Origin of the sequence: Hymenobacter metallilatus (assembly GCF_003944705.1) — a bacterium.
GTDB classification, from domain to species: Bacteria; Bacteroidota; Bacteroidia; order Cytophagales; family Hymenobacteraceae; genus Hymenobacter; species Hymenobacter metallilatus.
The window spans coordinates 1-26,649 of record NZ_RWIS01000022.1; the positions used below are offsets into that span (position 1 = coordinate 1).

General features: G+C 58.4%; 24 protein-coding genes. 10 read left to right on the top strand and 14 right to left on the bottom strand.

Annotated elements, in window-relative coordinates; translation table 11 throughout:
- Positions 1–779: 779 nt before the first annotated feature.
- Positions 780–3,407 (top strand): cyanophycin synthetase, encoded by a 2,628-nt coding sequence (gene cphA / locus EI290_RS21580; RefSeq protein ID WP_125433723.1) that lies wholly within the window; start codon positions 780–782, stop codon positions 3,405–3,407.
- A gap of 157 nt (positions 3,408–3,564) precedes the next feature.
- Here cphA and EI290_RS21585 read toward each other — a convergent pair whose 3' ends face one another.
- A complete protein-coding gene (locus EI290_RS21585) occupies positions 3,565–4,512 on the bottom strand; it encodes a hypothetical protein (protein ID WP_125433724.1) in 948 nt (315 codons plus the stop codon).
- A 114-nt stretch (positions 4,513–4,626) separates the two neighbouring features.
- Here EI290_RS21585 and EI290_RS21590 point away from each other — a divergent pair, with 114 nt between their 5' ends.
- A complete protein-coding gene (locus EI290_RS21590; RefSeq protein ID WP_125433725.1) occupies positions 4,627–5,229 on the top strand; it encodes a methyltransferase domain-containing protein in 603 nt (200 codons plus the stop codon).
- A gap of 100 nt (positions 5,230–5,329) precedes the next feature.
- Complete coding sequence (gene kdsA, locus EI290_RS21595) at positions 5,330–6,190, top strand: 3-deoxy-8-phosphooctulonate synthase (RefSeq protein WP_125433726.1); 861 nt, start codon at positions 5,330–5,332, stop codon at positions 6,188–6,190.
- An 81-nt stretch (positions 6,191–6,271) separates the two neighbouring features.
- On the opposite strand, the gene EI290_RS21600 is transcribed toward kdsA, so the two are convergent.
- A complete protein-coding gene (locus EI290_RS21600) occupies positions 6,272–7,027 on the bottom strand; it encodes an O-methyltransferase (protein ID WP_317127488.1) in 756 nt (251 codons plus the stop codon).
- A 206-nt stretch (positions 7,028–7,233) separates the two neighbouring features.
- Positions 7,234–7,620 carry a Co2+/Mg2+ efflux protein ApaG gene (gene apaG, locus EI290_RS21605; RefSeq protein WP_125433728.1) on the bottom strand — a complete coding sequence of 129 codons (387 nt, stop codon included), beginning with the start codon at positions 7,618–7,620 and terminating at the stop codon, positions 7,234–7,236.
- A 115-nt stretch (positions 7,621–7,735) separates the two neighbouring features.
- On the opposite strand from apaG, the gene EI290_RS21610 reads away from it, so the two are divergent.
- The gene (locus tag EI290_RS21610) at positions 7,736–8,401 is read left to right on the top strand and encodes a uracil-DNA glycosylase (RefSeq protein WP_125433729.1); all 666 of its coding nucleotides are present in this window, start codon (positions 7,736–7,738) and stop codon (positions 8,399–8,401) included.
- Positions 8,402–8,616: 215 nt separating this feature from the next.
- Here EI290_RS21610 and lepB read toward each other — a convergent pair whose 3' ends face one another.
- From lepB to EI290_RS21645, 7 genes are all read right to left on the bottom strand, one after another.
- Positions 8,617–9,834 carry a signal peptidase I gene (gene lepB / locus EI290_RS21615; RefSeq protein ID WP_125433730.1) on the bottom strand — a complete coding sequence of 406 codons (1,218 nt, stop codon included), beginning with the start codon at positions 9,832–9,834 and terminating at the stop codon, positions 8,617–8,619.
- 155 nt (positions 9,835–9,989) lie between these two features.
- On the bottom strand, positions 9,990–10,709 hold the full coding sequence (gene dapB / locus EI290_RS21620; protein WP_125433731.1) for a 4-hydroxy-tetrahydrodipicolinate reductase: 720 nt from the start codon (positions 10,707–10,709) through the stop codon (positions 9,990–9,992).
- A 63-nt stretch (positions 10,710–10,772) separates the two neighbouring features.
- Positions 10,773–11,402, bottom strand: coding sequence for a DUF5683 domain-containing protein (locus EI290_RS21625; protein WP_125433732.1), 630 nt, complete (start codon positions 11,400–11,402; stop codon positions 10,773–10,775).
- 48 nt (positions 11,403–11,450) lie between these two features.
- Positions 11,451–12,401 (bottom strand): ParB/RepB/Spo0J family partition protein, encoded by a 951-nt coding sequence (locus tag EI290_RS21630; protein WP_125433733.1) that lies wholly within the window; start codon positions 12,399–12,401, stop codon positions 11,451–11,453.
- A gap of 166 nt (positions 12,402–12,567) precedes the next feature.
- Positions 12,568–12,891, bottom strand: coding sequence for a hypothetical protein (locus EI290_RS21635; RefSeq protein WP_125433734.1), 324 nt, complete (start codon positions 12,889–12,891; stop codon positions 12,568–12,570).
- 7 nt (positions 12,892–12,898) lie between these two features.
- Positions 12,899–13,711, bottom strand: a complete 813-nt coding sequence (locus tag EI290_RS21640) for a ParA family protein (RefSeq protein WP_125433735.1) — start codon at positions 13,709–13,711, stop codon at positions 12,899–12,901.
- 90 nt (positions 13,712–13,801) lie between these two features.
- The gene (locus tag EI290_RS21645; RefSeq protein ID WP_125433736.1) at positions 13,802–14,479 is read right to left on the bottom strand and encodes a metal-dependent hydrolase; all 678 of its coding nucleotides are present in this window, start codon (positions 14,477–14,479) and stop codon (positions 13,802–13,804) included.
- 84 nt (positions 14,480–14,563) lie between these two features.
- On the opposite strand from EI290_RS21645, the gene EI290_RS21650 reads away from it, so the two are divergent.
- The gene (locus EI290_RS21650) at positions 14,564–16,237 is read left to right on the top strand and encodes an ABC transporter substrate-binding protein (protein ID WP_125433737.1); all 1,674 of its coding nucleotides are present in this window, start codon (positions 14,564–14,566) and stop codon (positions 16,235–16,237) included.
- 150 nt (positions 16,238–16,387) lie between these two features.
- Here the strand turns inward: EI290_RS21650 and EI290_RS21655 are convergent, their stop codons facing one another.
- Entirely contained in the window at positions 16,388–17,104 is a 717-nt protein-coding gene (locus EI290_RS21655) for a 3-ketoacyl-ACP reductase (RefSeq protein ID WP_125433738.1), read from the bottom strand.
- A gap of 376 nt (positions 17,105–17,480) precedes the next feature.
- Between EI290_RS21655 and EI290_RS21660 the strand changes: the two genes are divergently transcribed.
- Positions 17,481–19,331 carry a DUF885 domain-containing protein gene (locus tag EI290_RS21660; RefSeq protein ID WP_125433739.1) on the top strand — a complete coding sequence of 617 codons (1,851 nt, stop codon included), beginning with the start codon at positions 17,481–17,483 and terminating at the stop codon, positions 19,329–19,331.
- A gap of 147 nt (positions 19,332–19,478) precedes the next feature.
- On the opposite strand, the gene EI290_RS21665 is transcribed toward EI290_RS21660, so the two are convergent.
- Positions 19,479–22,658: a TonB-dependent receptor gene (locus EI290_RS21665; RefSeq protein WP_221766299.1), complete on the bottom strand. Its 3,180-nt coding sequence runs from the start codon at positions 22,656–22,658 to the stop codon at positions 19,479–19,481.
- 435 nt (positions 22,659–23,093) lie between these two features.
- Here EI290_RS21665 and EI290_RS21670 point away from each other — a divergent pair, with 435 nt between their 5' ends.
- The gene (locus EI290_RS21670; RefSeq protein WP_125433741.1) at positions 23,094–23,603 is read left to right on the top strand and encodes a DUF4126 family protein; all 510 of its coding nucleotides are present in this window, start codon (positions 23,094–23,096) and stop codon (positions 23,601–23,603) included.
- 83 nt (positions 23,604–23,686) lie between these two features.
- On the opposite strand, the gene EI290_RS21675 is transcribed toward EI290_RS21670, so the two are convergent.
- Positions 23,687–24,007, bottom strand: coding sequence for a hypothetical protein (locus EI290_RS21675; protein ID WP_125433742.1), 321 nt, complete (start codon positions 24,005–24,007; stop codon positions 23,687–23,689).
- A 40-nt stretch (positions 24,008–24,047) separates the two neighbouring features.
- Complete coding sequence (locus tag EI290_RS21680) at positions 24,048–24,257, bottom strand: hypothetical protein (RefSeq protein ID WP_125433743.1); 210 nt, start codon at positions 24,255–24,257, stop codon at positions 24,048–24,050.
- 95 nt (positions 24,258–24,352) lie between these two features.
- On the opposite strand from EI290_RS21680, the gene EI290_RS21685 reads away from it, so the two are divergent.
- From EI290_RS21685 to EI290_RS21695, 3 genes are read left to right on the top strand one after another with little or no spacing between them, the layout of a single operon-like run.
- Positions 24,353–25,111 carry an adenine nucleotide alpha hydrolase gene (locus EI290_RS21685; RefSeq protein WP_246009027.1) on the top strand — a complete coding sequence of 253 codons (759 nt, stop codon included), beginning with the start codon at positions 24,353–24,355 and terminating at the stop codon, positions 25,109–25,111.
- Between the two features lie 59 nt (positions 25,112–25,170).
- On the top strand, positions 25,171–25,575 hold the full coding sequence (locus EI290_RS21690; RefSeq protein ID WP_125433744.1) for a thiol-disulfide oxidoreductase DCC family protein: 405 nt from the start codon (positions 25,171–25,173) through the stop codon (positions 25,573–25,575).
- 33 nt (positions 25,576–25,608) lie between these two features.
- On the top strand, positions 25,609–26,613 hold the full coding sequence (locus EI290_RS21695) for a zinc-binding dehydrogenase (protein WP_125433745.1): 1,005 nt from the start codon (positions 25,609–25,611) through the stop codon (positions 26,611–26,613).
- The last annotated feature ends 36 nt before the right edge of the window (positions 26,614–26,649 follow it).

Sequence of the window (26,649 nt, forward strand, 5' to 3'; positions counted from 1 at the left end):
TGGTTAGCCTGCTTTCGCCGCGTGGTCGTTGATTACGAATTCACTCCCGCTAGCCATGTTGCTTGGCTATTACTAGCTAACATCACTATGTCGCTCAATCGGGTCTGAATTCCCAAACACGCTCTTAGTTGAACGACCCAAACGGAGCGATAGAGATGCTCGACAAGCCCAGCATGACGCTCTTTTGACTTTCTAAGAAGCTTTATAATCACAAAGTCACGCCCGATGGTGTTAAGCTCTGCGCTCTTCCAGCCATGTAGCTGGAAAAGCGTTTTTGTGTAGCCGTTCATTGGAGTTCTGACTGTTGGATCAGGATGTGGAACAACTGGGCCATACCCAACCGACGTACCGAGTTATAGTTGCAGAGCATGGACGCATCGGACGGCAATAAATAAACTGCCCGGCCCTGGTTACGATGCCCTGTACGCCACAGCAGTACAACAGCAGCAGTACAACAACATCCGGATAGTGTGCGGCACCAGCTATCCGATCCTCAGGCAAATTCTCCCTATCTTAGTTTGAACGTTTCAATCTGCTCATCACCTCTTTATAGATCCCTGTTTTCAGTGCCTAGTGCCCCGGTTGATTAGCCCCGACCGGGGTTTTTTGCGTTTAAGCCGAGTTGCTGAAAAAAACTTATTCAGCTTGGTAGCTGAGAATGATGCCTGTAGGTAAAAAGTAGGCTGTAATGCGAATAAAAGGTTTCTTGCGGCATAATCCCTACATTTCAATTCCGCGTAGAAGCGCGCACGCAACGATACTTTCCACTCTCTCCCAACATGAAGATTCTTGACCTTCGCACGATGCGCGGCCCCAGCTATTGGTCCGTGAAACATTACAAACTAATTGTAATGAAAGTGGACATGCAGGACCTGGCAGATGTATGGTCGAATAGTACCCCGGCTTTGGCAGAGCGGCTCCCCGGGCTGCTGCCGGAACTACTGGAACCCCAGCCGCACCAGGAAGCAGGTAAACACGGCCCCAAAAACCCGCCTCTTACCGAGGAGCAACTACAGGATGGCGAGCCGCTGGGCCACGTTATTCAGCAGGTAGCACTGGCCCTGCAGCGCACGGCCGGTATGCCCGTGTACTGGGGTAAATCGTACCCAACCCATCAGGAAGGCGTGGAGTTTGTGGTATTCAGCTACCAGGAGGAGCGGGCGGGGCGCATGGCCGCCGAGGCCGCCGTGCAGCTGGTAGACGACCTGTGCCACGGCCGGGAAGTAACAGTAAAGCCGATTGTGGATGAGCTGCACGAAATTCGGGAAGAAGAATTCTTCGGGCCCAGCACGTACAGCATCGTAGCTGAAGCGGCTTCGCGCAACATTCCCTATATCCAACTCAAAAACAGCAGCATCATTCAGCTGGGCTACGGGGTAAACCAGAAGCGCATTTGGGCTACCACTACCAGCTACACCTCCCACGCCGGGGTGGAGGTGGCTGGCAATAAGAACCGCACCAAGGCCATGCTGAAGGATGCCGGCGTGCCGGTGCCCCACGGCACTACCGTATACTCAGAAGATGGCCTGCGCGACGCAGTAGAGGAGTTGGGCTTCCCCATTGTGACCAAGCCCCTGGATGGCAACCACGGCAAGGGAGCCACTATCCGCATCATGAACTGGGATGACGCTGTGGAGGGCCTCAAGGCCGCCCAGAAATATTCCCGCGCCGTAATAGTGGAGCAGTTTATTGAGGGCGACGACTACCGGATGCTGGTGGTAAACGGCAAGCTCATTGCCGCCGCCAAGCGTACCCCGGCCGCCGTTACCGGCAATGGGCAGCATACTATTCAGCAACTGATTGAGGAAGTAAATAAGGACCCCCGCCGGGGCGTAGGCCACGAAAAAGTCCTCACCAGCATCAAAGCCGACCAGCACACCCTGGACATCCTCGCCAAGCAGGACCTGACGCTGGAATCGGTGCTGCCCGCCGGGCAAACGCTGTACCTGAAAAGCACCGCCAACATCAGTACCGGCGGTACTGCCACCGATGTAACCGACCTAGTCCACCCTTATAACCTGCTGCTGGCGGAGCGCGTGGCAGGTATTGTAGGGCTGGATATCTGCGGCATTGATTTGCTGACCTCCGACATTGCTATTCCGCTGAACGAGACGCGCGGAGCCGTAATTGAGGTAAATGCTGCGCCGGGTTTCCGCATGCACATTTCGCCCACCGAAGGCCTGCCGCGCAACGTGGCCGCGCCGGTGGTTGATATGCTGTTTCCGCAGGGCAGCACGGCCCGCATTCCGATTTTTGCAGTGACGGGCACCAACGGTAAAACCACTACCTCCCAGCTGCTGGCCCATATTGTGGCTTCCAAGGGCTATAAAGTAGGATTCACGACCACCAATGGCATCTACATTCAGGGCGTGCAGCTGCAAAGCGGCGACTGCACCGGGGGGCAAAGCGCCGAGTTTGTGCTGAAAGACCCCACTGTAAACTTCGCCGTGCTGGAAACCGCCCGGGGTGGTATGCTCCGCTCGGGTCTGGGATTCCATACCTGCGATGTGGCCATTGTAACCAACGTAGCCGCCGACCACCTGGGTATGCGCGACATTTATACGGTGGAAGAAATGGCGGCTGTAAAGGGTGTACTGCCCCGTACGGTACGCAAAAACGGCTGGGCCGTGCTGAATGCCGACGACGACCTAGTGTACGCCATGCGCGAAAAGCTGGAGTGCCGGGTGGCCCTGTTCAGTATGGACGAGCACAACCCCCGCATCCGGGAGCACGCCGAGCAGGGCGGCCTGGCAGCCGTGTACGAGGAGGGCTACATCACCATCTATAAAAACAGCTACAAGCTGCGCATTGATAGAGCCGCCGAGTTTCCGATTACGTTTGGAGGACGGGCTACTTTCAACATCGAAAACTCGCTGGCGGCGGCCCTGGCTTGCTACTGCTATGGTTTCGACAAGGACGATATTAAGCAGGCACTACGTACGTTCGTGCCCTCGGCCGCCAAAACGCCGGGCCGCATGAACGTGTACAAGTTCCCGCAGTTTGAGGTGATTGTGGATTATGCCCACAATACCCACGGCATCGAGAAGTTTGCCCAGTTCCTGAACGCCACCGAAGCCACCCACAAGGTCGGGGTAGTGTCGGGCCTGGGCGACCGGCGCGACGAGGATACGCTGGGCTTTTCCCGCATTGCTGGCCGCATTTTCGACGAGGTAGTGTTGCGCCAGGACCGGGACCTGCGGGGCAAAACCGCCGAGCAGCTGAAGGAAATTATGGAGCGGGGCCTGCGCCTCGATAACCCCGACCTGCCCATCACTTACATCGAAAACGAAATGGACGCCATTGACCACGTGCTGGCTACGGCCAAGCCTGGCTCAGTAATCGTCCTTTTTACCGAGAACATCAAGGCTACTCTCAAGAAGCTGGACGACTTCGAATCACGGATTTAGACGGATTCATCGGATTGCACGGATTCGTTCTGTCACCATTACTGCACAAAAAAGGCCTTCCGATTGGAAGGCCTTTTTAGCGGAGGCTGGTTTATCCGCAAGCACAACGGAACAGAACGAATCCGTGCAATTCGACGAATCCGTCTAAATCCGTGATTTATTTGAGCGTGAAGGTGGTTTTGCCAATCATGACGCCGCCTTCGTACAGCTCCACGGTGTGCAGGCCGGTTTTGTAAGCCGCGCCCTTGGCATACAGGAACTGCACGGGCTGGCGGGTGTTGTCGAACACGATATCCTGCTTGGCCGTGTAGAAAGCCTCAGCGCCATCAATCATGAAGGTGCCGCCGCCAGTACTCAGGTTGTAGAGGGCAGCGCCATCGGGCTCAATCAGGCGCATCATGATTTGCTTGGTTTCCTTCGGCGACACGTCGTTACGGCCCAGGTTGAAGGTTACCTTAATCTTTTCCACCCGCTTGGCTTTGAACTCGTTGTCCTCATCGGCCTTTTCCTTCTCGCGGCTGTTCACCACGCCCACCCGAATGTTTTCGGCTTGCAGGCGGGAGGCTACGGCTACTTTTTCGCTTAGCTCCTGATTGGAGCGCACTACCGTCGAAATGGTATCCGTAAGCTTGTTCTGACGCTCCTTCAGGGTCGTGGTTTCGGTGTAGAGGGCCTCGTTGTCGGCCTTGAGCTGAGCAATTTCCTCATCCTTTTTGCGCAGCTGAGTTTCAAAATTGGCCGCGCGTTGCTTGAAGCGCTGCTGCTCAGCAATGCTGAAGCTGCCGGCCCGGAAGGAGCGGAGCTTCAACAGGTCGGCGTTGATTTGGGCCAGTTTGGCTTCCAGAGAGTCGTTGGCCAGGCCCATGCCCTGCACTTCCTGACTCTGACGCTCATAATCGGCCTTCAGCGCCTCATATTGCTTAATTTGCTCCTCCAGCTTGGCATCCTTGGTCACCACATCGGCCTGGAGCTGTTCATTTTGCTTGCTTTTCTGCTGATTCATGTAGAAAAGCACGCCATTGATGCCCAGCAGCACCAGAATCAGGGCCACAATCAGCAGGACGCGGTTGTTGTTCTTTGGCTCGGGGCTCTGGTCTTGTTCCATTGCAAAAGGGGTTAAGTGAATGCCCGGAGAGTCCGGGCGCAGGTAGTACCTTTAGGGCAAAAATAACGGAGTTCCGTACCCAGGCAAGTGCCCAATATACAACCCTGCCGCAATATGCTTCCGGATTTGCTACTCGATGCCGCTTACTGGCAACAGCGCTACGTAACCGGTCAAACCGGCTGGGATACGGGGCGGATAACGCCGCCTCTGCAGGAATATTTTGCGCAGCTGGGCCCGCCCGATGGCCGCCGCATTCTGATTCCGGGTGCCGGTCGGGCTTATGAGGCTGAGTATCTGCATGGTGCCGGCTGGCCTAACGTGTGGGTGGCCGATGTTGCTCCGGAGCCGCTACAGCAGCTGCAGCAGCGCGTACCCGACTTTCCGGTGGAGCATTTGCTACTAGCCGATTTTTTTCAGCTGGAACCCACGCCCCCCTTTGACCTGCTGGTAGAGCAAACATTTTTCTGTGCCCTGGACCCCGTTCTGCGGCCGGCCTATGCCCGGCAGTGCGCCCATTTGCTGCGGCCCGGTGGCACGCTCATGGGCCTGCTCTTCGATACCGAGTTTAGCCAGCCCGGCCCGCCATTTGGGGGTTCACGCGAGGAGTACCGGGCGTATTTCGCGCCGTATTTCAACTTCGTGCACTTTGATACCGCTACCAACTCTCTGGCTCCACGGCAGGGGCGGGAGTTGTTTATGTGTTTACGAAAGAAATAGCACACGCTGTAGCTTGTGTCGCACCGGGGCTTAGCCTCACCTAGTCATTCTCTTTTCCATCTGCCTGTGTGGTTTCCTCACAAGCTAAAGCATGTGCTACATGATCAATCAACTCGCCAACGTGCTGCCCCACTTCCGCCATACCAATTCCGGCCAGTTTTTCCTGATGGCGGGGCCTTGTGTAATTGAGGGCGAGGACATGGCCCTGCGCATTGCTGAGCAGGTGCGTACCATCACCGACCGGCTCCAGATTCCTTACATCTTCAAGGGCTCCTACCGCAAGGCCAACCGCAGCCGCCTCGATTCCTACACCGGTATCGGCGACGAGAAGGCGCTGCGGATACTGCAGAAAGTAAGCCGGGAAATTGGGGTGCCCACCGTCACGGATATTCACGAGTCGGAGGAAGCGGCTATGGCCGCCGAATACGTGGATGTACTGCAGATTCCGGCTTTCCTGTGCCGGCAAACCGATTTGCTGATTGCCGCTGCCAAAACCGGCAAGGTGGTAAACGTGAAGAAGGGCCAGTTTTTAAGCGGCGAGTCCATGCAGTTTGCCGTGGACAAAGTGCGGCAGTCTGGCAACCCCCACGTTATCCTCACTGACCGGGGTAACTCTTTCGGATACTCCGATTTGGTGGTAGATTACCGCAACCTGCCCATAATGCGCGGGTTTGATGTGCCCGTGGTGATGGACGTAACCCATTCTCTGCAGCAGCCTAACCAGAGCAGCGGTGTAACCGGTGGTAAGCCCCAACTCATCGAAACCATTGCCAAAGCCGCCATTGCCGTGGGGGCCGACGGCCTGTTTATCGAAACGCACCCCACGCCCGCCACGGCCAAATCCGACGGCGCCAACATGCTGGCGCTGGATGGACTGGAGGCACTGCTGCGCAAACTAACCCGGGTGCGTGCGGCTATTCAGGAAGGTGGTGCCGCGGGCATTGCGCCCATGCCGGCGTAAGGTGCCGGTAGCCACGGAGAGTTCCTGAACACAGAAAGGCCGCCCTGTTCCGATAAACTCAGCAGGGCGGCCTTTCTGTGTTCAGGCTGATAACACGTTGGTACGCTCCAGCAGCTTGTCCAAGGCATTATTGAACCGCAGGGTGAAATGCTGCCTGGGCTGGCCGCGTCGGAAGAACACCACCCCAATGTAAAACAGGTCCACCGTCAGCGTCACATCGGGGTGCTGTTTGATATCCTCCCAGGCCCGCTCCATTTCTTTCGACCAATGAATATCATCCAGCACAAACACGCTGTCCTCAGTGCGGTGCTGATTCAGCAGCTCGAAGTACCGTAGAGTAGGCTCGTAACGGTGGTTGCCATCAAAAAAGGCAAAATCAACCGGTGCGGTCAGGGTAATGAGGGTAGGGGCCAGGGTATCATCGAGGTTGCCTTCCACGATTTGCGCATTGTGCGCTCCTACAGCCTCAAAGGTCTGGCGGGCTACTGCGGCCGTAGCCGGACAGCCCTCAAAGGTGAGCACCCGGGCCCGGGTGCTGGCCAGGGCCAAATAGGCGGTAGTCAGACCCAGGGAAGTGCCCAGCTCTACCACTGTACGCGGCTGTACATGGTTTACCAGCCGGAACAGCAGCTGCCCCAGCGCCGGCGGCTTAGCCGCCGTGCGGGCAATGTCGCGCAGGCGGCGGGTGCGGCCCGCACCCACGCGGGAGCCCGCCCCAAAATCCAGCACCTGAATGGTGGTAGCATCGTGGCGTAACTCCTCCCGCCGGTTTTCTACTGCATCGTAGGCCGCAAAATGCCCATCATGGTTGATAACGTGCGCATAGAGGTCAAACACGAAAGGAGAGTGTAAGCCGTGTGCATTGCCGGAACGCCAGAGAAAACGAAAGTAGCTGAAGACCTGAAACAGCACAGTGCGCAGAAACTAAAGTGAAGCTGCCTCCGGAGCCTGGAGGCCAGAATGCGGCCCGAAGATACAAGCAATACAAAAGCCGCCCCGAACGAATCGGGGCGGCTTTTGTATTCTACTTACGCAGCCTGCGCTTAGTTGAGGCGGTAGGGTACTACCAGGGTAAATTCCGGAATTTCAACGGCAAACTCACTGCCGTCCATCTGCCGCTCCATTTGGTAGGAGCCACGCATCTTGCCTAACCCCGACTTGAGGTTGCAGCCCGATACGTACTGGTGCGATTCGCCGGGCTCCAGCACGGGCTGCTGGCCTACCACGCCTTCGCCTTCCACTTCGCGCACCACGCCGTTGGCATCGTAAATGTACCAGTGCCGGCGCAGCAGCTTTACGGTAAACTCGCTGTTGTTGCGGATATCAATTTTATAGGCAAAGACGTAATGCTCCTGTCCCGGGCTGGAATAGTCCGGCAGGTAGTTCGTCGTAACGCTCACGGTCACGCCTTGGGTGGTGGTCGTATTCATAACGTCTGGAGTTCCGAAAGAGAAAAAAGCTAACAGCCGTATGCGGAATTTGGTTTATCTACGCAGCCGAGCTACCCGATGGCCTACTCAACCGAAAAAATAATCCTCTCTCCGTATGTCTGTAAAGATAGAAGAAAGCTGGCGCAAGGTGCTGGCTCCGGAATTCGAAAAACCCTATTTCCAACACCTCATTGCCTTTGTAAAAGGGGAGTACGCCACTACCACGGTGTACCCGGCCGGCCCCCAGATTTTTCACGCCTTTGAGGCCTGCCCCTTCGATAAAGTGAAAGTAGTCATTTTAGGTCAAGACCCCTACCACGGCAAGGGTCAGGCTCACGGGCTAAGTTTTTCCGTGGCCGAGGGCGTCCGTACACCACCTTCCCTGCAAAATATCTTCAAGGAGTTGCAGTCCGATTTGCCGGATACTGCTCCGGCCCCCAACGGCAACCTCGACCGGTGGGCCCAGCAAGGGGTGCTCCTCCTGAATGCCACACTTACCGTACGGGCCAGCGACCCAGGCAGCCACCAGAAAAAAGGCTGGGAGCAGTTCACCGACGCCGTTATTCAGCAGATTTCCGACCGCAAAGAACATGTAGTGTTCATTCTCTGGGGTGCTTACGCCCAGAAGAAAGGCGAAATCATCGACCAGAAAAAGCACCTCGTGCTGAAAGCGGCCCACCCCTCGCCCTACGCCGCCGACCGGGGGTTTTTCGGGTCCCGCCCCTTCAGCCAGACCAACGCCTACCTGATGCAGCACGGTGAAACGCCGATTCACTGGTAGCCCACGCATTACGCGGATTGCGGTGGACGATTGTAGCACACGCTGTAGCTTGTGCCGTGCCCGAACTGTTTGGTCGATACTGATTCTAAGAAAAAGAGGCTTGCCAATCGGCAAGCCTCTTTTGTAGTTAATACGACTGGTTATGCGGGCGGGATGAGAGGTAAGCTACAGCGTGTGCTACAATCGTCCACCGCAATCCGCGCAATGCGTGGTCCTTAGTTGACCAAGTCGAACAGGCGGTTCCAGCGAATTTTCTGGGAGAAGGAAGCATTTGGGTCCACCGACAGCCAGATGAGCACTGCCTTGCCCACGATGTGGTCGGCGGGAACAAAGCCCCAGAACCGGGAATCCAGAGAATTATGCCGGTTGTCGCCCATCATGAAGTAGTAATTCTGCTTGAAGGTGTAGCTCTTGAGCGGTTGCCCATTCTGCAGAATCTGTCCGCTGGCATCTACGCTTATTCCTTCGTTGTGCTCGTAGCGCAGAATAATTTTCTGGTAGATGGCTGAGTTTTGGGGCGTAAGCTGCACCGTCTGACCTTCCTTCGGAATTTGCAGAGGGCCGTAGTTGTCCTTATTCCAGGTTGGGAAGGGCAACGGGTTCAGCGGATTGTTGGGCTGAGAGGGAAGGTAATCGGGGTTGTTGGGGAATACTTGCTGGCCCCGCTCCGGCTGGCCGGGAGGAGTTTTTAGGTCGATGATGCCCTTCACGTACGGCTGCTGCTTGAAATAATCGTACGCAGCCTGGGTCATGTGCACCTCGTAGCCCCGGCCGTAGTCAGTATCCGCTTGGTAAGGCAGCCCCTCCGGAGTGTCATAATTTACCACCCCATACTGCTTGAATGCAGCCAGCAGGTCGTCGTTGGCCTGCGGAATCTGCAGAAAATAGCTGCTCTGCATTTCCGGAAAGTTCACGGCCGGCTTCCCGTTAATAAACACCTTCCCCTGCTTGATTTCCAGCGCGTCGCCGGCAATACCAATGCACCGCTTAATGTAGTTAGTGCGCAGGTCGGCGGGGTGCTGGTCCTCAAAGGGCACGTTGAACACCACCACGTCGTTGTTCTTCACTTCCGAAAAGCCCGGCAGCCGGTAGCTGGGTAGCTGAATCAGGTCGGAATAGCTTTTCAGGTTAGTGCCCCAGATAGTTTGATGCGTGAGCGGGACCTGCAGAGGTGTTTGGGGAGTGCGCGGCCCGTAGTGCAGCTTGCTCACAAACAGGTAGTCGCCTACCAGCAAGGAATGCTCCATGGAGGGCGTGGGGATGGTATAGGCCTCGAACGTAGCCCAGCGGATGAGCGTAGCCGCAACTACGGCAAACAGGATGGCATCACCCCACTCACGCGCGGCGCTTTTACGTTTTTTCGGTTCCTTGCCAGGAGTGGCGGGAGTTGGAGGATTTTTCTCGAGGTATTTCTCCCAGGATTGTACTGCCATAATGAGTCAGAAGCCAGAAAAGTGAGGGTTGCCGGCTCTGGCCGGCTCCGTTCCGGATGAACGCCGGAAGATGCGAAATAATGCTGGTTGATTGTTGGTTGCTGGTTGTTGATTGTTTCGCAATTCAAGTCCAGTCAGCAACCAACAACTAACAATCATAAGCCCAACAGGTCCTGCATACCAAACACGCCCCGGCGGCCCGGCAGCCACTCGGCGGCCAGCAGGGCGCCCTGCACGAATCCGTCGCGGGTGTGGGCTTCGTGTTTCAGCTCGATGGAGTCGGCGGCCGAGGAGTAGGTAACGATGTGGGTGCCCACCACCGTGCCTTCGCGCTCCGAGAGGATAGCCAGCTCCTGCGGGGCGCTGGCCGCCTCGTTGCGCCAGGTAGTTTTGCCCGGGAAGTTGCGCAGAATGCCTTCGGCAGCCGTAAGCGCTGTGCCGCTGGGCTGGTCGACTTTCTGGGTATGGTGAATTTCCCGTACCTGCACGTCGTAGCCGCCAAACTGGTGCATTTTGGCAGCTATGTACTCATTGAAGTGAAAGAACAGATTCACGCCCACGCTGTAGTTGGAGGCATAGAACAGGGGCGTGCCGGTCTGCTGGCTCAGGGCCTGGGCCTCGGCAAAGTGGTGCAGCCAGCCCGTGGAGCCGCATACCACCGGAATTCCCTGCTTCAGGCAGGCTGTTACATTTTGAAAGGCCGCATCGGGGTGGGTAAATTCGATGGCCGCATCGGCCTCGGCCGCCGTAAAGTCGGAAATCCGTACATCGGGCCGGGAGGGGTCCACGATACCGGCAATCTGGTGGCCGCGGGCTAGGGCCTGGGCTTCAATGGCCCGGCCCATTTTACCGTAGCCAATCAACAGGAGCTTCATGTAAGAGTAATTTCAGGTAAGCAAGTTCAGCAGGCCGCCGCCGGGCCACTCCGCCGAAACACGTTATTTCAGGCGAAGGGTCAGGGCCAGGCCAGCTCCTGGCGCGGTGGTCTGCGTAGGCAGCACCGCCGGGTCGAGGCGCAGGCTCAGGTCGTCGCCAATGTCAAAGTCGCGCAGGTGAGCGGCCACCAGCGCATCCAGAATTGTCACGCCGTACACCAGCGCGTTGTAGGCAATGAAGGAGTCCCGGTAGCGGCGGTAAAAGATTACGCCCCGCTGGATATTCTCAATGCTGGTTTCTTTGCTTACGCGCGCCCCGGACAGGTTGGGAATGGGCGTACCATTCAGGTAAGCTTTCTTGCCGTTCGAGTATTCCTTGTACCGGCTCTGATAGAGAAACAGCCCGTAGCCAGTAGCACCCAGTCCTCCGTACACCAGTGGCAGCTTCCAGTATTGGCGGTTGTAAATCTGGCCGGAACCCGGCAGCACCAGAGCCAGCAAGGTGGCTTTCTGGGGCCGCGTTACGCGCCTGCCAAACAGCTTCTCCGTACGCCGCAACGAATCCGAGACCGAATTGCTGGATACCCGGGAAGAGTCGGGGCCGGCAGTAACGGTTTGGGCGTACGCTGACTGGCCAAACAGCACAGCGAATACAGAAAGTAGTACAGCGGCGGTAATACGAACAGAAGCCATAGCAGTAGAAAGAAAGAGGCGGAACGAGGTTCCGCCCTTTAATAGTATCTAGGCTGGCTGCAGAATGTGCAGGATGCGCTGCATGTCCTCCACCGAGTCGAAGACAATTTTGATTTCGCCTCGGCCCTGGGGGCCAGGTTTCACGAGTACCCGGCTGCCAAAACGCTCCGAAAGGTGCCGTTCGGCCCGTTTCAGTTCGGCCGGCGGCACAGCGGGCGTGGCAGGTTGCGTGGGCTTCTTTTCAGTGTCGGCCGCGCCGCCGGTACGCACCAGCTGCTCCACGCGGCGCACCGACAGCTCCTCCGCCACGATGCGGCGGAACAGGGCCAGCTGCTGGTCCATGCTGTCGATGTTGATGAGGGCACGGGCGTGACCCATGCTAATCACACTGTCGCGCAGGCCAATCTGAATATCGGGCGGAAGCTTGAGCAGGCGCAGGTAGTTGGTTACCGTGGAGCGGTTCTTGCCCACCCGGTCGCCTAGCTCTTCCTGCTTCAGGTTACACTCGCTTACCAAACGCTGGTAGCTGAGGGCTATTTCGATGGCATTGAGGTTTTCGCGCTGAATGTTCTCAATCAGGGCCATTTCCAGCATCTGCTGGTCGTCGGCCTTGCGGATGTAGGCTGGAATGGCATCCAGCCCGGCCAGCTTGGAGGCCTGCAGGCGCCGCTCCCCGCTGATGAGCTGGTAGGAGTTGGTGCCGGTCTGGCGTACCGTAACGGGCTGAATAATACCCTGAATCTTAATGCTCTCGGCCAGTTCCTGCAGGGCGTCCTGGTCGAAGTGGGTACGGGGCTGGTAGGGGTTGGCCTGAATCTGGCCCACCGGAATCAGGCCCACGGAGTTGACGGGGTGGGGCACCAGGCCGAGCCGCTCGCTCTTTTTCTCGTAGCTGCCTTCAATCAGGGCATTCAGACCCCGCCCCAGGCCCCCAATCTTACGCTTAGGCGCTGCCGCAGCGGCGGCCGGAATATTCTTCTCTTCGTTTTTCTCAGACATACCTGCAAGCAACGCCCACCCAATAGCACGGAGTGGAAGCGGGAGTCAAAAATACACAAACGCCCGGGATGCTGGAGAATTTTGTTCCACGCCAAAGAAAAATCGTGGAACATGCTGGTAAAAAGCAGGCCGGCCAGCAACTTAAGTTACTGGCCGGCCTTATTAATCATATTCTCCCAACAACCACTTGGTGCCAAGGCGTGTCAAAACCAGTTAGCCTTCCACTGATTTCACTTCCCAAAGGGGGGTAGTCGTCCGGGAAAATCATGCCGCCCTCTGCTTTCCCAAAATCAGGAACATTCATGCGGACCGCAAAGCCAATATGGGCATCGAAAAAGATGCCGAAATGAGTGCGGGCAAAAATCTTTCCGGTCAGGACAGACGCAATAGGCAGCTTTTCCTGTAACATCTGCCAAGCAACCAGCTTTTCGCTAGAGGGAAGCAAATAGCTGAGTTGAAAGGGCGGATTCTCACCGAATTCCCATGTCATACCGGAACTACGCAGCCGTATCCTCGGTAGCTTGCTCCGGCTCACCAGCGGCCTCAATGTTCTTTTCCACGATTTCGCGGGCCAGGTTCAGGTAGCTGATGCTGCCTTTACTTTCGGCGTCGTGCAGGATAACGGGAATGCCGAAGCTCGGCGACTCCGACAGCTTCACGTTGCGCGGAATGATGGTATCGAACACCAACTGCTGGAAATGCAGCTTTACTTCCTCTACTACCTGGTTGCTCAGGCGCAGGCGCACATCGTACATCGTGAGCAGGATGCCCTCAATTTCCAGCTCCTCATTGAGGCGGCTCTGGATGATTTTGATGGTATTGAGCAGCTTGCCCAAGCCTTCAAGGGCAAAATACTCGCACTGCACCGGAATAATGACGGAATGCGCGGCGGTAAGGGCATTCACGGTAATCAAACCCAGGGAAGGGGAGCAGTCGATAATAATGAAATCGTACTGGTCGGCCAGGGGGCGCAGGGCCTCCTTCATCTTTTCCTCCCGGTTGGGCAGGTTTATCATTTCTACTTCCGCCCCTACCAGGTCAATGTGGGAGGGCATCAGGTCGAGGTGGGGGAGCAGGGTGGTTTGCAGGATGATATCCTGGGCGTTGATGCCGTCCACCATGCACTCGTAGATGCTGTTCTGAATATCCTTCGGGTCGAAGCCCACGCCGGAGGTGGCATTAGCCTGCGGATCGGCATCCACGAGCAGGGTCCGATATTCCAGCGCCGCCAGGGAGGCCGCGAGGTTAATCGAGGAGGTGGTTTTGCCGACCCCACCCTTTTGGTTGGCTACCGCAATGATTTTGCCCATTTCGCTTTAGTTGTCAGTTGTTAGTCGTCAGTTGTCAGGAAGGTTGCGGGCTGTCGATTGTCAGGGAATTGACAACCAACAACTGACAACTCACAACGAAATCGTTTCGCCAATGGCCAGCAGCCGCAACTCTTTGCCGGCCCGGGTTGCCTTGGCCTGCGCCTCGGCGTGGTTGATGGTAATAACCGGAAACGAATCGTAGTGCATGCCAATGATTGTGGGGGTGCCAACCCAGTCGGCTGCCACCAGCGCATCGTCGATACCCATGGTGTAATGGTCGCCGATGGGGAGGATGCTGAAATCCAGCGCGTACCGCTCCCCCAGTATTTTCATGTCGTAGGTGAGGGCCGTGTCGCCGGCGAAATAAAAGGTTTTGCCTTCTGCCTTCACCACAAACCCTGCCGCCAGACCGGCATAGGAGCCATCGGGGAAGGAGCTGGAGTGAGCGGCCGCCACCATGGTTACACTACCAAAAGGCAGCTGCAGCGTGCCGCCCAGGTTCATCCCCGTTGTGTTCAGGCCCCTCTGACCAAACCAGCCGGCTATTTCAGCAATGGCAACCAACTGAGCGCCGGTTCGCTTGCCAATCTCCTCCGCATCGGCAATATGGTCGCCGTGACCATGCGTGATAAGGATGTAGTCGGCGGCAATGGCATCAACATCAACCTCTTTAGCCAGCGGATTAGGCCGAATAAACGGATCGAAAAGCACTTTGGTGCCACCTGTCTCCAGCAGAAAGCAGGCGTGGCCGTAGTAGGTCAGATTCATAGAAAACAGAGCAGGACAAGCAGCCAGTGGGCTGCAAACCCCGGATGGGATACCTTTGCAAATATACATTGTTTCGCCGTTCCCATGTTTCCGTTTTCGCGCCGTGCTGTTGGTTTTGCTCTGTTACTGCCCGGGCTGCTGGCCGCCTGCTCCGAACCGACGGCTACCACCGATGCCCGGCGGGTTTTTCGCTACAACCAACCCGAAAGCCTCACGTCGCTGGATCCGGCCTTTGCCCGCAACCAGGCCAATACCTGGGCCGTGACCCAGCTCTACAACGGCCTGGTAGAGCTGGATGACAGCCTGAAGCCCGGCCCTGCTGTGGCCCGCCGCTACGAAATCAGCCCCAATGGCCGCCGCTATACCTTTACGTTGCGCCCCAACGTGCGCTTTCACGATAACGCCGTATTTCCCGGGGGCAAGGGGCGGCGCGTGACGGCCCAGGACTTTGTGTACTCGTTCCGGCGGCTGCTGGATGGGGCTACGGCCAGCCCCGGCGGCTGGATTTTCCGGGGCAAGGTGCTGGAGAAGGCCGATGGGGAGCCGTCGGATACCTGCTTTGTGGCCGTGAACGACTCCACGCTGCGCATTTACCTCAAGGAGCCTTTTATTCCGTTCCTCGGAATTCTGACCATGCCCTATGCCTACGTGGTGCCGCGGGAGGCGGTGCAGCGCTGGGGTAAAGACTTCCGGGAGCACCCGGTGGGCACGGGACCGTTTCGGTTTAAGGAGTGGGACGAGGGCAACGCCATCATTTACCACCGCAACCCTGCCTACTGGAAAAAGGATGCCGATGGAAAGCCGCTGCCCTACCTCGATGCCGTGCAAATCAGCTTTATCCAGGACCGCAAGACGGAGTTCCTGACCTTTATGCAGGGTAAGCTCGACTTTCTGAGCGGCATCCGCAGCGGCTCGCGGGACCTGATCATGTACCCCGACGGCACCGTACGAGAGGATTTCAAGGGCAAGTTCCGGCTACAGAAGGTACCTTACCTGAACACCGAGTACCTGGGCATGCAGCAGGACCTCACCAATCTGCGCGGCGACAATCTGACCACCGGCAAGGCGCTGCAGGACAAGCGCGTGCGCCAGGCCCTGAACTACGCCCTCAACAAGCCCGAGTTTCTGGCCTATTTCCTCAATAACGTGGGCAAGCCCGGCAACTCGGGCTTCGTACCGGCCTCACTGCCCTCGTTCAGCGCCGAAAAGGTGCCTGGCTACACCTACCAGCCCGAAAAGGCGCGGCAACTGCTGCGCGCCGCCGGCTACAGCCCCGGCAAGCCCCTGCGCCTGCGCCTGAACACGGTGGCCGAGAGCAAGGAGTTTTGCGAGTACTACCAGAAAAAGTGGGCCGACGTGGGCGTGCAGGTGGAAATTGACGTGAACCAGGGCGCAGCCCACGGCGAAATGATTGACAACGGCCGCGCCGCCTTCTTTACCCGCAGCTGGCTGGGCGACTACCCCGACGCCGAAAACTACCTGGCCCTGTTCTACAGCCCCAACTTCGCCCCGGCCGGCCCCAACAAAACCCACTTCAAGCGCCCCGCCTACGACCAGCTTTACCAGCAGGCCAAGCTGGAGCAGGACGCCGCCCGCCGCTATGCCCTCTATCAGCAAATGGACCGCCTGGTAACCGAGGAGTGCCCCGTCATTGCCGTGTACTACGACGAAGTGGTGCGCCTCACCCAGAACAACGTGCAAGGCCTCACCCCCAACCCCATGAACCAGCTGGTGCTGGAACGGGTGAAAAAGAATTAAAAATTGGGCTGGTCATCCTGAGCTTGCGAAGGACCTTGCTGCGTATGAACAAGTCGTTGTTACGATGGTCGTTCAATCGTTAAAAAGTCCTTCGCAAGCTCAGGATGACCAGCCCAATTTTTAATTCTTCATTCTTAATTTTTAATTGAATCAAGGGTTGGTGCTCCACATGCCGGCTTCTTTGATAAAGATGCGGCGGTTGAGCTTGAGCTGGCTGATGATGATTTCGGCAATGTCTTCGGGCTGCATCACCTTGTCGGGGTTGCCGTCGGTGAGGTTGTTGCTCACGGCCAGCTCGGTGGCCACGGTGCTGGGCGTGAGGGCCGAGACGCGGATGTTCTGCTTACGCACCTCCTGCATCAGGGACTCGGTGAAGCCCAGCAGGCCGAACTTGGAGGCGCTGTAGGCGCTGGTGGTGGCGGCGCCGCGCTGGCCGGCGGTGCTGGCCACGTTGATGATGTCGCCGGTCTGACGCTCCAGCATCTGGGGCAGCACGGCGCGCGTCACGTAGTACGCGCCCAGCAGGTTCACCCGGATGATGTTTTCCCACTCCTCGGGGTCCATATCCACCACCTTGGCGAAGGTGCCGATGCCGGCGTTGTTGATGAGGATATCGATGGTGCCGAGTTGGGCCAGGGCTTGGGCTACGGCCGCATCCACGGCGGCGCGGTCGGCCACGCTGGCGGCTACTACCACGGCTTGGCCGCCCAGGGCCTCAATTTCGCGAGCTACTTCCTGCAGCTGCGTTTCGGTGCGGGCCAGCAGGGCTACGCGCACACCTTCCTTGGCCAGAGCCACGGCCACGGCTCGGCCAATGCCTTTGCCGGCGCCCGTCACCAGGGCCGTTTTGCCAGTCAGATTTTCCATGCGTTGGGGTAAGTTGAATAGGAGAGAGGGTATAACCGGATTTCCCGGGAAAGGTTAGGGCTGGTGGATGGGGAAGCTGTTTTGCAAACAGCACGTCATGCAGAGCCGGAGGCGAAGCACCTCACGTGCTGACGTTGTAATGCTGTTCAGATGTTAGCACGCGAGATGCTTCACCTCCGGCTCTGCATGACGTTCGACCGGATTTGATGCCATCAGAACAGCCTCTGCGTCCTCTGCGCATGCCTCTGCGAACCTCTGCGGGAAATATCGTCCTCACGTAACCAAGTCCTTCGCAAGCTCAGGATGACAACGGGTTTTACCGCTGCGCCCAAAACCTGCTTATCTTTCTCCCCTTGGATATACTTCTCCTTCTCCCATGAAAAAACTTGCCCTCACCGGTCTGCTGGCCGGGGCACTGCTGGCCGGCTGCAACCAGCCGAAAAACACCGCCGAAACCGGCGCTGCCACCGAAACCAACCTGGCCGACGTGAAAGACCTGCCTACCCTGTTCGACGCCTACTGGGAAGAAAACGCCCGGCTGTTCCCGCTGGATGCCACCACCCAGGGCGACAACCGCTACAACGACCAGCTGCCCAACGACGGCACCAAGGAGTTCCGCAACAAGCTCCAGCGCTTCTACCAGCGCTACCTTGATGGCCTGCACAAGTTCAACCGGGAGGAGCTGACGGCCAACGATAAAATCAGCTACGACATCTTCGAGTACGACCTGCAAAGCAAGCTGGAAGGCCTGAAGCTGAACACCTGGATGATTCCGTTTCAGCAGTTCTGGGGCCTGCCCATCAGCATGGGCCAGTATGGCTCGGGCGAGGGAGTGCAGCCCTTCAAAACGGCCAAGGACTACGACAACTGGCTGGGCCGCGTAAAAGGCTTTTCAGTATGGGCCGATACAGCCATCAGCAACTTCCGCCAGGGCATGAAGGCCGGCGTGGTGCTGCCTAAGGCACTGGTGGTGAAAATGATTCCGCAGATGCGGGCCATGGAAACCCAGGATGCCACCAAGAGCCTATTCTACGGCCCCATCAATAAATTGCCCAAAGATCTGAGCGACGCCGAGAAGCAGCGCATCACGGCCGCCTACCAAAAGGCCATTCTGGAGGAGCTGGTGCCCACCTACAAAAAGCTCGGCGACTTCCTGGAGCAGGAATACCTGCCCAAAGCCCGCCCCAGCACCGGTATTGCCGCCATTCCCGGCGGGGCCGACATCTACAAGTACTACGTGAAAACGTGGACGACTACCGACAAAACGCCGGAGGAAATCTACCAGACCGGCCTGAAGGAAGTAGCCCGCATCCGGCAGGAAATGGAGAAGGTGAAAGCGCAGGTGGGTTTCAAGGGCGACCTGAAGGCCTTCTTCGCCTCGCTGAAAACCGACCCCAAGCTGATGCCCTACAAAACGCCCGAAGAAGTGCTGGGCGCGTTCCGGGCCATTCAGACCAAGATGCAGCCTAACCTGAAAAAGATGTTTGGCCGCACGCCTAAAACCCCGTTCGAGATTCGCCAGACGGAAGCCTTCCGGGCCGCTTCGGCCTCGGCCGAGTACAACCAGGGCAGCCCCGACGGCTCCCGCCCCGGTATCTTCTACATCCCGATTCTGGACGCCACCACGTTCAACGTCACGTCCGGTATGGAGTCGTTGTTTCTGCACGAGGCCATTCCGGGCCACCACTACCAGATTTCCTTGCAGCAGGAAAACACCGAGCTGCCCAAGTTCCGGCGCTTTGCCTGGTATGGGGCCATGGGCGAAGGCTGGGCCCTCTACACCGAGAGCCTGGGTAAGGAGCTGGGCCTCTACACCGACCCCTACCAGTACATGGGCGCGCTGGGCGACGAGATGCACCGCGCCGTGCGCCTGGTGGTGGACGTGGCCATGCACTCCAAAGACATGACCCGCGAGCAGGCCATTCAGTACATGCTGGCCAACGAGGCCATCAGCGAAGAAGGCGCCACCGCCGAAATTGAGCGCTATATGGCTATTCCGGGTCAGGCCCTGAGCTACAAAATCGGGGCCCTGAAAATCCGGGAGCTGCGCCAGAAATACGAGCAGCAGCTAGGGGCCCACTCCGATAAGCTACGCGAGAAGTATGCCGGCCAGAACCGCAGCCATTTCCGCATCAGTGCCTTTCATGATGAGCTGCTGAAAGATGGCGTAATGCCGCTAGCCGTGCTGGAGCGTAAAATGGATAACTGGGCCCGGAATCCGCAGTAGCAGGCTGCAGGCCACTGACTTTGAGCAGTGAGTGGCCTTTATAGTAGCGCAACCAGCAATTACAGACCAGTAAAAAGTCCCACAGCAACTTGCTGCGGGACTTTTTACTGGTCTGTAATTGCTGGTTGCGCCCGGGGCGCTAAACCACTAGTCGAGGATGTAGCGCAGGCCAATCTGGGCACGCCAGCGGCTGTTCAGGTCGGTGTTGTTCACGAAGGTCTGGCTCCCGCCCCGGAACTGGTAGGTGGGCACGTTGGTCGTGCCCTGGTAGCCCACAAACTCAATGGGCCGGTTGTTGGCCACCAGCTTGCGTACACCCCAGTCGGAGCTGATCAGGTTGCCCAGGTTCTGCAGGTCCAGGCTGAGCTGGAAGGTATGCTTCTTCTGGTTTTTGCCCAGAGCCACTGAGAAATCCTGCAGCAGCTTGGCATCGAGCTGGGTATACCAGGGGCTCAGGTTGCCGTTACGCTCGGCGTACTGGCCGCGGCGCTCATTCAGGTAGTCATCCTGCCGGATGTAGGCGTCCAACTGCTGCCACTGCTGCGCGGCCGATACCAGTACTGCGCCCTGGCCGTTGGTGATGTCCACCAGCCGGATCTGGTCCTGGGAAGCGGGTACAAAAATCAGGTCGTTGCCGGGAATCCCGTCCCGGTTCATGTCGCCGGCGTAGGTGTAGGTAAAGCGGTTGCCCTGCGCCGCCTCGAAGAAGAAGCTCAGCGTAGTAGCCAGCCGGTCGTTGGCGTAGGCGAACCGCTTGCCGGCCGCCCCGATGATGCGGTGCTGCAGGCCAAAGTCGCTGTAAGCCAGCTGGGGGTTGTTGGCGTTGCCCACCACCGGGTTGCGCTGGAAAGCATCGGCGGCAATTTCCCCGGGGTTCGAGGTGACGTCCTTAGCCCGCGAGTAGGTGTAAGCCGTGGTCAGGTACAGGCCGTTGGCGAAGTCTTTCTTCAGCTGGCCGGTAAGCGAGTACTGGTAGCCTTTCTTGGTGTTTTCGAGCACAATTACGCCCGCATCCAGGAAGCTGAACTGGCCGTCGGGGCCGGTAAAGCCGGGGTTGATGCGCGGACCGGAGGCAGGGTACAATTCGCGGCCATCGGCCCCGGCGGCACGCTCCGTGGGCGTTACCAGGTTGTAGTTGCGGTGAATGGCGGCATTGATATCCTTGGAGTAGATAGCCTCCAGGGTAGCCGTTACGCCGCCGGGCAGCTGCTGGTCCACGGCCAGGTTGGAGCGCCACACCTGCGGAAACTTGAAGTTGCGGGCCGTGGCGTTGATCTGGAAGGTATAGCCGGGGTCGAACTGTGAGTTGGAGGCTTGGTTACTAACCCACACAAACGGGATACGGCCGGTGAAAATGCCGGTACCGCCGCGCAGCTGCGTGGTGTACTCGCTACCATCTACCGAGTAGTTGAAGCCCAGGCGCGGCGACCACAGCGGCTTGCTGCTGGGAAACTTCGTCACGTCGACCTTCACCGGCTGGCCGCTGGCATCCCGGAATGAGGCGTTGGCAATCTGCTCGTTCTGAGCCACCTCGGTATTGTAGATGGGCATATCGGCGCGCACGCCCAGCGTCAGCTTGAAGGCCGGCGTCAGCGTCCACTCATCCTGGGCGTACAGCCCCAGCTGGGCCACGTTCACGTCCACCGACTTGATGCGCTTGGCTGCGCCTGCCGTGGCAATGGCGTTCAGGTCCACAAAGTTCGGGTTTGAGCGGTCCGTAACCTGGAAAAAACGGTCTACATCCAGCCCCCCGAAGAAGGGGTAGCCGTAGCGCTGCAGGTTAAAGGCATTCACGAAGGCAAACCGCTCGTAGGTGAGGCCACCCGTGAGCACGTGGGCCCCGGCAAAGTAGCTTAGGTTGTCCGTAAACTGGGTGATGTTCTGGTCGAGGCGGTTTTCGGCCGAAAATTGTTCCGTGCCCACGCTCACGTAGGTAGTGCCGTTTTTGGTGATGTCAATCTGCGGAAACAGCTTGGCGTCGGGCAGCTCGCGGAAGTCGCGGAAGGCCGAGAAGCTCAGCTGCGCCTTATTGCTGAATTTCTCCCCGAAGCGCGAGTTCAGCTCGCCCACCACCGAGTTCAGGTTGTTGTTGATGGTGTAGCCCGAGTTGGAGTACTGCAGCGTGTTCACGCCCTGTACCCGCGACGACGGCGCAATGGCAATGGGGTGGGGGCCCTGCTCGCGGAAGCTGCTCAGGTAGTTGTAGCGCAGCGAGAAAGTGTTCTTGGGGTTGATGTTCCAGTCCAGCTTCACCAGAAACTTGTCGCTGCTGGTGCGGTAGGTATAGTCACGGTAAGTGCCGGGGTCGTAGCCGTACACGTCCTGCAGGCGCTGGCGGATGGCCAGCAGGTCGCTTTCCAGTACCCGGCTCACGCCCGGGGCCTGGCCGTTGAGGGCCGCCTGGGCCTCGGCGGCGCTGGCAGCGGGCCGGAACGTGAGGGCCGGATCGTCGCGGCGGGTAATTTCGGCGTTGGTGAAGAAGAACAGCTTGTTCTGGATGATGGGGCCGCCCAGCGCAAAACCGGTCTGGTTGAACTTCAGGTCAGGATTCCTGATGGTAGCATCCCCCACCTTCTCGCCAATGAGCTTCTCATTGCGCAGGTACGTGTATACCGAGCCTTTGAAGGAGTTCGTGCCACTCTTGGTTACGGCATTAATGCCAGCCCCGGTAAAACCTCCCTGGCGCACATCGTAGGGAGCCAGGCTTACTTCCAGCTGCTCAATGGCATCCAGCGAAACCGGCTGGGAGTTGGTCTGGCCCCCCGGGGTGGGGGAGTCCAGCCCAAACGAGTTGTTGAAGATGGAGCCATCGAGGGAGAAGTTGTTGTAGAGCGTGTTGCGCCCCCCAAAGCTCAAGCCATTGCTTTGGGGCGTGAGGCGGGTGAAGTCCTCCTGGGAGCGGCTAATGGTAGGCAGCGTGCGGATGGCCGTGTTGTTCACGTTGGTGGAAGCCCCGGTGCGGTCCTTGTTTATCTGCCCGTCACGGTTGCCTTTTACTACCACTTCCCCCAGGGCCTGGGAGCCATCGGAAAGCTGGATGCGGCTCTCAAACGTTTTGCCCAATGCCAGCTGAATACCGGTAGCCGAGTACGTTTGGGCCCCCACAAACGACACTTTTAACTCATATGGGCCACCTACCCGCATGTTCAGCAGGTCATACTGGCCATTGTCGCGGGTGGCAGTGCCATACTGGGTTCCTGAGGGCAAGTGGGTGGCTACTACGGTAGCCCCCGGCAGGGGCTCGCCTTTACTGTCAAGCACCAGGCCCTTCATGGCGGAAGTGGTGACGCCTTGCGCCAGCACCGGATTTCTACTCGTGAAAAGCACAAAGCCGAGTAGCAAAAACAGTATAAATCTGTTCTTCATAGGAGAGCTTTTTTATTTATCCAGGACGTGTTCCTGGAATTTCGGTGCAAAAGTAGATGAAGTAATTGTGAATTATGCTTGCATAACAATTTGGTAACTATTTAGAAATATAAGGTGTTATTGTGCTGATAAAAAGATACTTAACAAGTATATGAAATTTATTTAATATTAAGTTTCGCGTGCCATGTTTCATACACAGTTGAGCATGTGTATATTCCGCGCCCCCGGCTTTCCGCAGGCAAAGCATACGAGCTGTTATTGGTTGATAAATAGGATTATACCGGGGCTGTATCAGTGTGTTGCGCGGCTTGGTAGGGGGCTGAGGTGTCCGGGAAAGGCTGAATTGCGTTAGATGCGCAGGAGCAATCCGCTTTTCCTTTCTTCTTTCTATCTATCATGACCAGACATCAATGGCAAACCCTGGGCCTGGGCGCCCTGGCTGGCTTCCGGAGCATGACGGCCCCGGCCCTGCTGAGTAGTAACCTGCTAACGTACCGTCCGCACGTGCTGCGCAATTCGCCCCTGCGCTACCTGCAGACGCCGGTGGTTGCCCACGGTCTGAAGCTGCTGGCGGCCGGCGAAATGACGGCCGATAAGCTCCCGCAAATGCCCGACCGGATTTCGCCCACCGCCTTGGCCGGCCGGGCCGCCGCCGGCGCGCTGGTAGGTGCCACGCTCTACAAAATCAACCACGACAACCAGTGGCAGGGCGCTCTGCTGGGTGGGGTAGCGGCCATTGCGGGCACGTACCTGAGCTTCTTTCTGCGCAAAAAAGCTACCCAGGAGTCGGGGCTGCCGGGCGGTCTGGTGGGCGGTTTCGAAGACATTCTCACGTTGACTTCCGGGCTGCTGCTCACAAAAGGTTCCCACGCCGGAGAGCCGGAATCCAGACGCTGGGCCTTATAAGCTTACGCTGCGGCCCCCAGCAAACAGGCCCCGCTACTACAGTAGCGGGGCCTGTTTGCTGGGGGCCGCAGCGTAGCCTGGAATTACTGCTCCCGGGCCGAGGCATTACCCTCCGAAGAGTTGGAAGGCATGGTGCTGGTTGGCGAGCTGGGGCTATTGGGAGCACCTTCCAAGGCCGCATCCGTCGAGGTTTTCTGGTCGGCGGCCGAGCCGGTGCCAACGGGCGTGTTCACTTCCTGCTGACTGCTGATGCTGTCCAGATCGGTTTCGGTGGCGCGGGCTTTGGGAGCTTCGGAGAAATCCTGGCTGGCTTGTGGGTCCTTACCGGGGGTGTTGTTGTAGTCGCAGGCAGTAAGGGCAGTGGCCAGGCCAGCTGCTAGGGTGAGGCTAAGGAGGCGTTTCATGGTGAGAGTGGGCGTGAAATATGAGGTGAATAGGTTGCTATCAGTGACCTGGCCCCGGACCGGGACCGGGCGCGGGGCCGGCTGGCACGGCATTCTGTACGCTCTGCTGCTGCACGGCTCCGGTAGTGCCCGTTGTGTCAGCGGTAGGGCCGGCGGCGTTCCGGGCTTCGGCAGGCCGGGCCTTCTCGCCACATCCGGCCAGCAGTGCTGCCAGGCCAATGGTACAAGCTAGGGTGGAAAAGAGGGACATGCTACGTAAGAGGGGCGTCAGGGGGCAAACGTGTGGCGCGGGTTTGCGGTTGCGTCCGGGCTTGCGGGGCGCGTTTCAGCCTCTACCTTTGGCCCATGTCTATTCCTGCTGTTATGAACTGGAGCGGCGGCAAAGATTCGGCCCTGGCCCTCTACCACGCCCTGCGTAACCCTACCCTGCACGTTACCGAGTTGCTTACCAGCGTGAATGCACACTACGGCCGGGTTTCCATGCACGGCGTGCGGGTAGCGTTGCTGCAGGAGCAGGCCCGTCGCATTGGGCTGCCATTAACCCGCCTGGAGCTGCCCGAAATGCCCGATATGGCTGAGTACGAGGCCCGGATGCGCGCCACCCTGGCCCCCTTGCTGGCAAAAGGTATCCGCCGGGCCGTATTTGGGGATATTTACCTGGAAGATTTGCGCCGCTACCGGGAGCAGCAGCTGGCCGGCATCGGGTTAACGGCGGAGTTTCCGCTCTGGCAGCGGCCGAATGCCGAGCTGCTGCACGAGTACCTGGAGCTGGGCTTCCGGGCCGTGGTGGTGTGCGTAAACGAAAAATACCTCGACCGAAGCTTCTGCGGACGGGAGCTGGATGCTGATTTCCTGCGCGACTTGCCGCCCGGCGTCGACAGCTGCGGCGAAAACGGCGAGTACCATAGCTTCGTGTTCGATGCGCCGTACTTCAGCAGCCCCATCCCGTTTGAGCGGGGCGACATTGTGCGCCGCACCTATGCCGCCCCCACCGCCAGCAGCGTGTGCGCCCCCATTGATGATAAAGCCGAAACCCAGTCCCCGCCCTTCGATACCGGCTTCTGGTACTGCGACCTGCTGCCCGTGCCCCAGGCTGCCGACTGAGCCCTCGAAACATTTGGTGCGGTCTGGCAGTCCCTATACCGTCGTCAACCTGCCCGCCTATGCCCGATATGTCGGCTATTATCCTCTTCGACGGCGTGTGTAACCTGTGCAATGGGTTTGTACAGTTTGTTATCCGCCACGATGCCGCTGGTCGGTTTCGGTTTGCGGCGCTGCAGTCGGTTGCCGGGCAGGCGCTACTGCAACGGCACCGGTTGCCCACGCCCCCCGAGCCCGACTCGGTAGTGCTGCTGATGGCGGGGCAGGCATACACCCACTCGGCGGCGGCCCTGGGTATTCTGCAGCACCTGCCTGGGTGGCGGTGGCTGGCACGGTTGGGCCAGATGTTTCCCCGGCCGCTGCGTGATGCCGTATACCGGCTCATTGCCCGGCACCGGTACCGTTGGTTTGGCCGGCAGGATGCCTGCTGGCTGCCCACGCCCGAGCTGCGTGCCCGGTTTCTGTAATCTGTATTTCCTTTTTTACTCTCCCCACCCATTATGCACGCTCTGGTTTTAGCTGGTATTAATCAGCCCGCTGTTGTTCAGGAAGTTCCTACACCCCAGCCCGGCCCCGGCCAGGTACAGGTGCAGCTGTACGCCGCTGCCCTCAACCACCGCGACGTCTGGATTCAGAAAGGCCAGTACGCTGGGTTGAAGTTTCCCATCATTCTGGGCTCCGATGGGGCTGGTGTGGTAACGGCCCTGGGGGCCGGGGTGGATGCCGGTTGGCTTGAGCAGGCCGTTATCATCAACCCTGGCAGCAACTGGGGCCCTAACCCCGCTGCCCAGAGTCGGGAATTCCAGATCCTGGGTCTGCCCCAGGATGGTACTTTCGCCGAGTATGTATGTGTGCCCGCGGAATGCGTACGCGCCAAACCATCTCACCTGAGCTTTGAGCAGACGGCGGCCTTGCCACTGGGTGGGCTTACGGCTTACCGGGCTGTATTCACCCGGGCCCGCCTGCAGCCCGGTGAGCGGGTTCTTATTAGTGGGGTAGGGGGCGGTGTGGCGCTGCTAGCCCTGCAAATGGCTGTGGCCGCCGGCGCAGAAGTGTGGGTTACCTCTGGGTCAGAAGAGAAAATTGCTCGGGCTATAGCCCTGGGAGCCAAGGGGGGCATTAGCTACACAGCCAATAACTGGGCGGCCACGCTTACCAAGCAGGCCGGGGGCGGGTTTGATGTGCTGGTGGACAGCGCCGCCGGACCAGGTTTTGGCGACCTGCTCGATGCCGCAGCGCCTGGTGGCCGCATTGTATTTTACGGCGCTACGCACGGAGATATTCCGGAGCTGGCCGCCCGAAAAGTATTCTGGAAGCAACTATCCTTGCTAGGCTCCTCTATGGGTACTGCCCAGGATTTTGCCGCCATGGTCGAGTTGGTTGAGCAACACCAGCTCCGGCCGGTTATCGACGAAACCTTTCCCCTGGCCCAGGGTCAGCAGGCGTTGCAGCGTATGGCGGACGGCTTGCAGTTTGGGAAGCTGGTGCTAAAAATACAGGAATAGGTTTTCGGTGTTTTCGGGGTATTCAGCAAAGAAAAA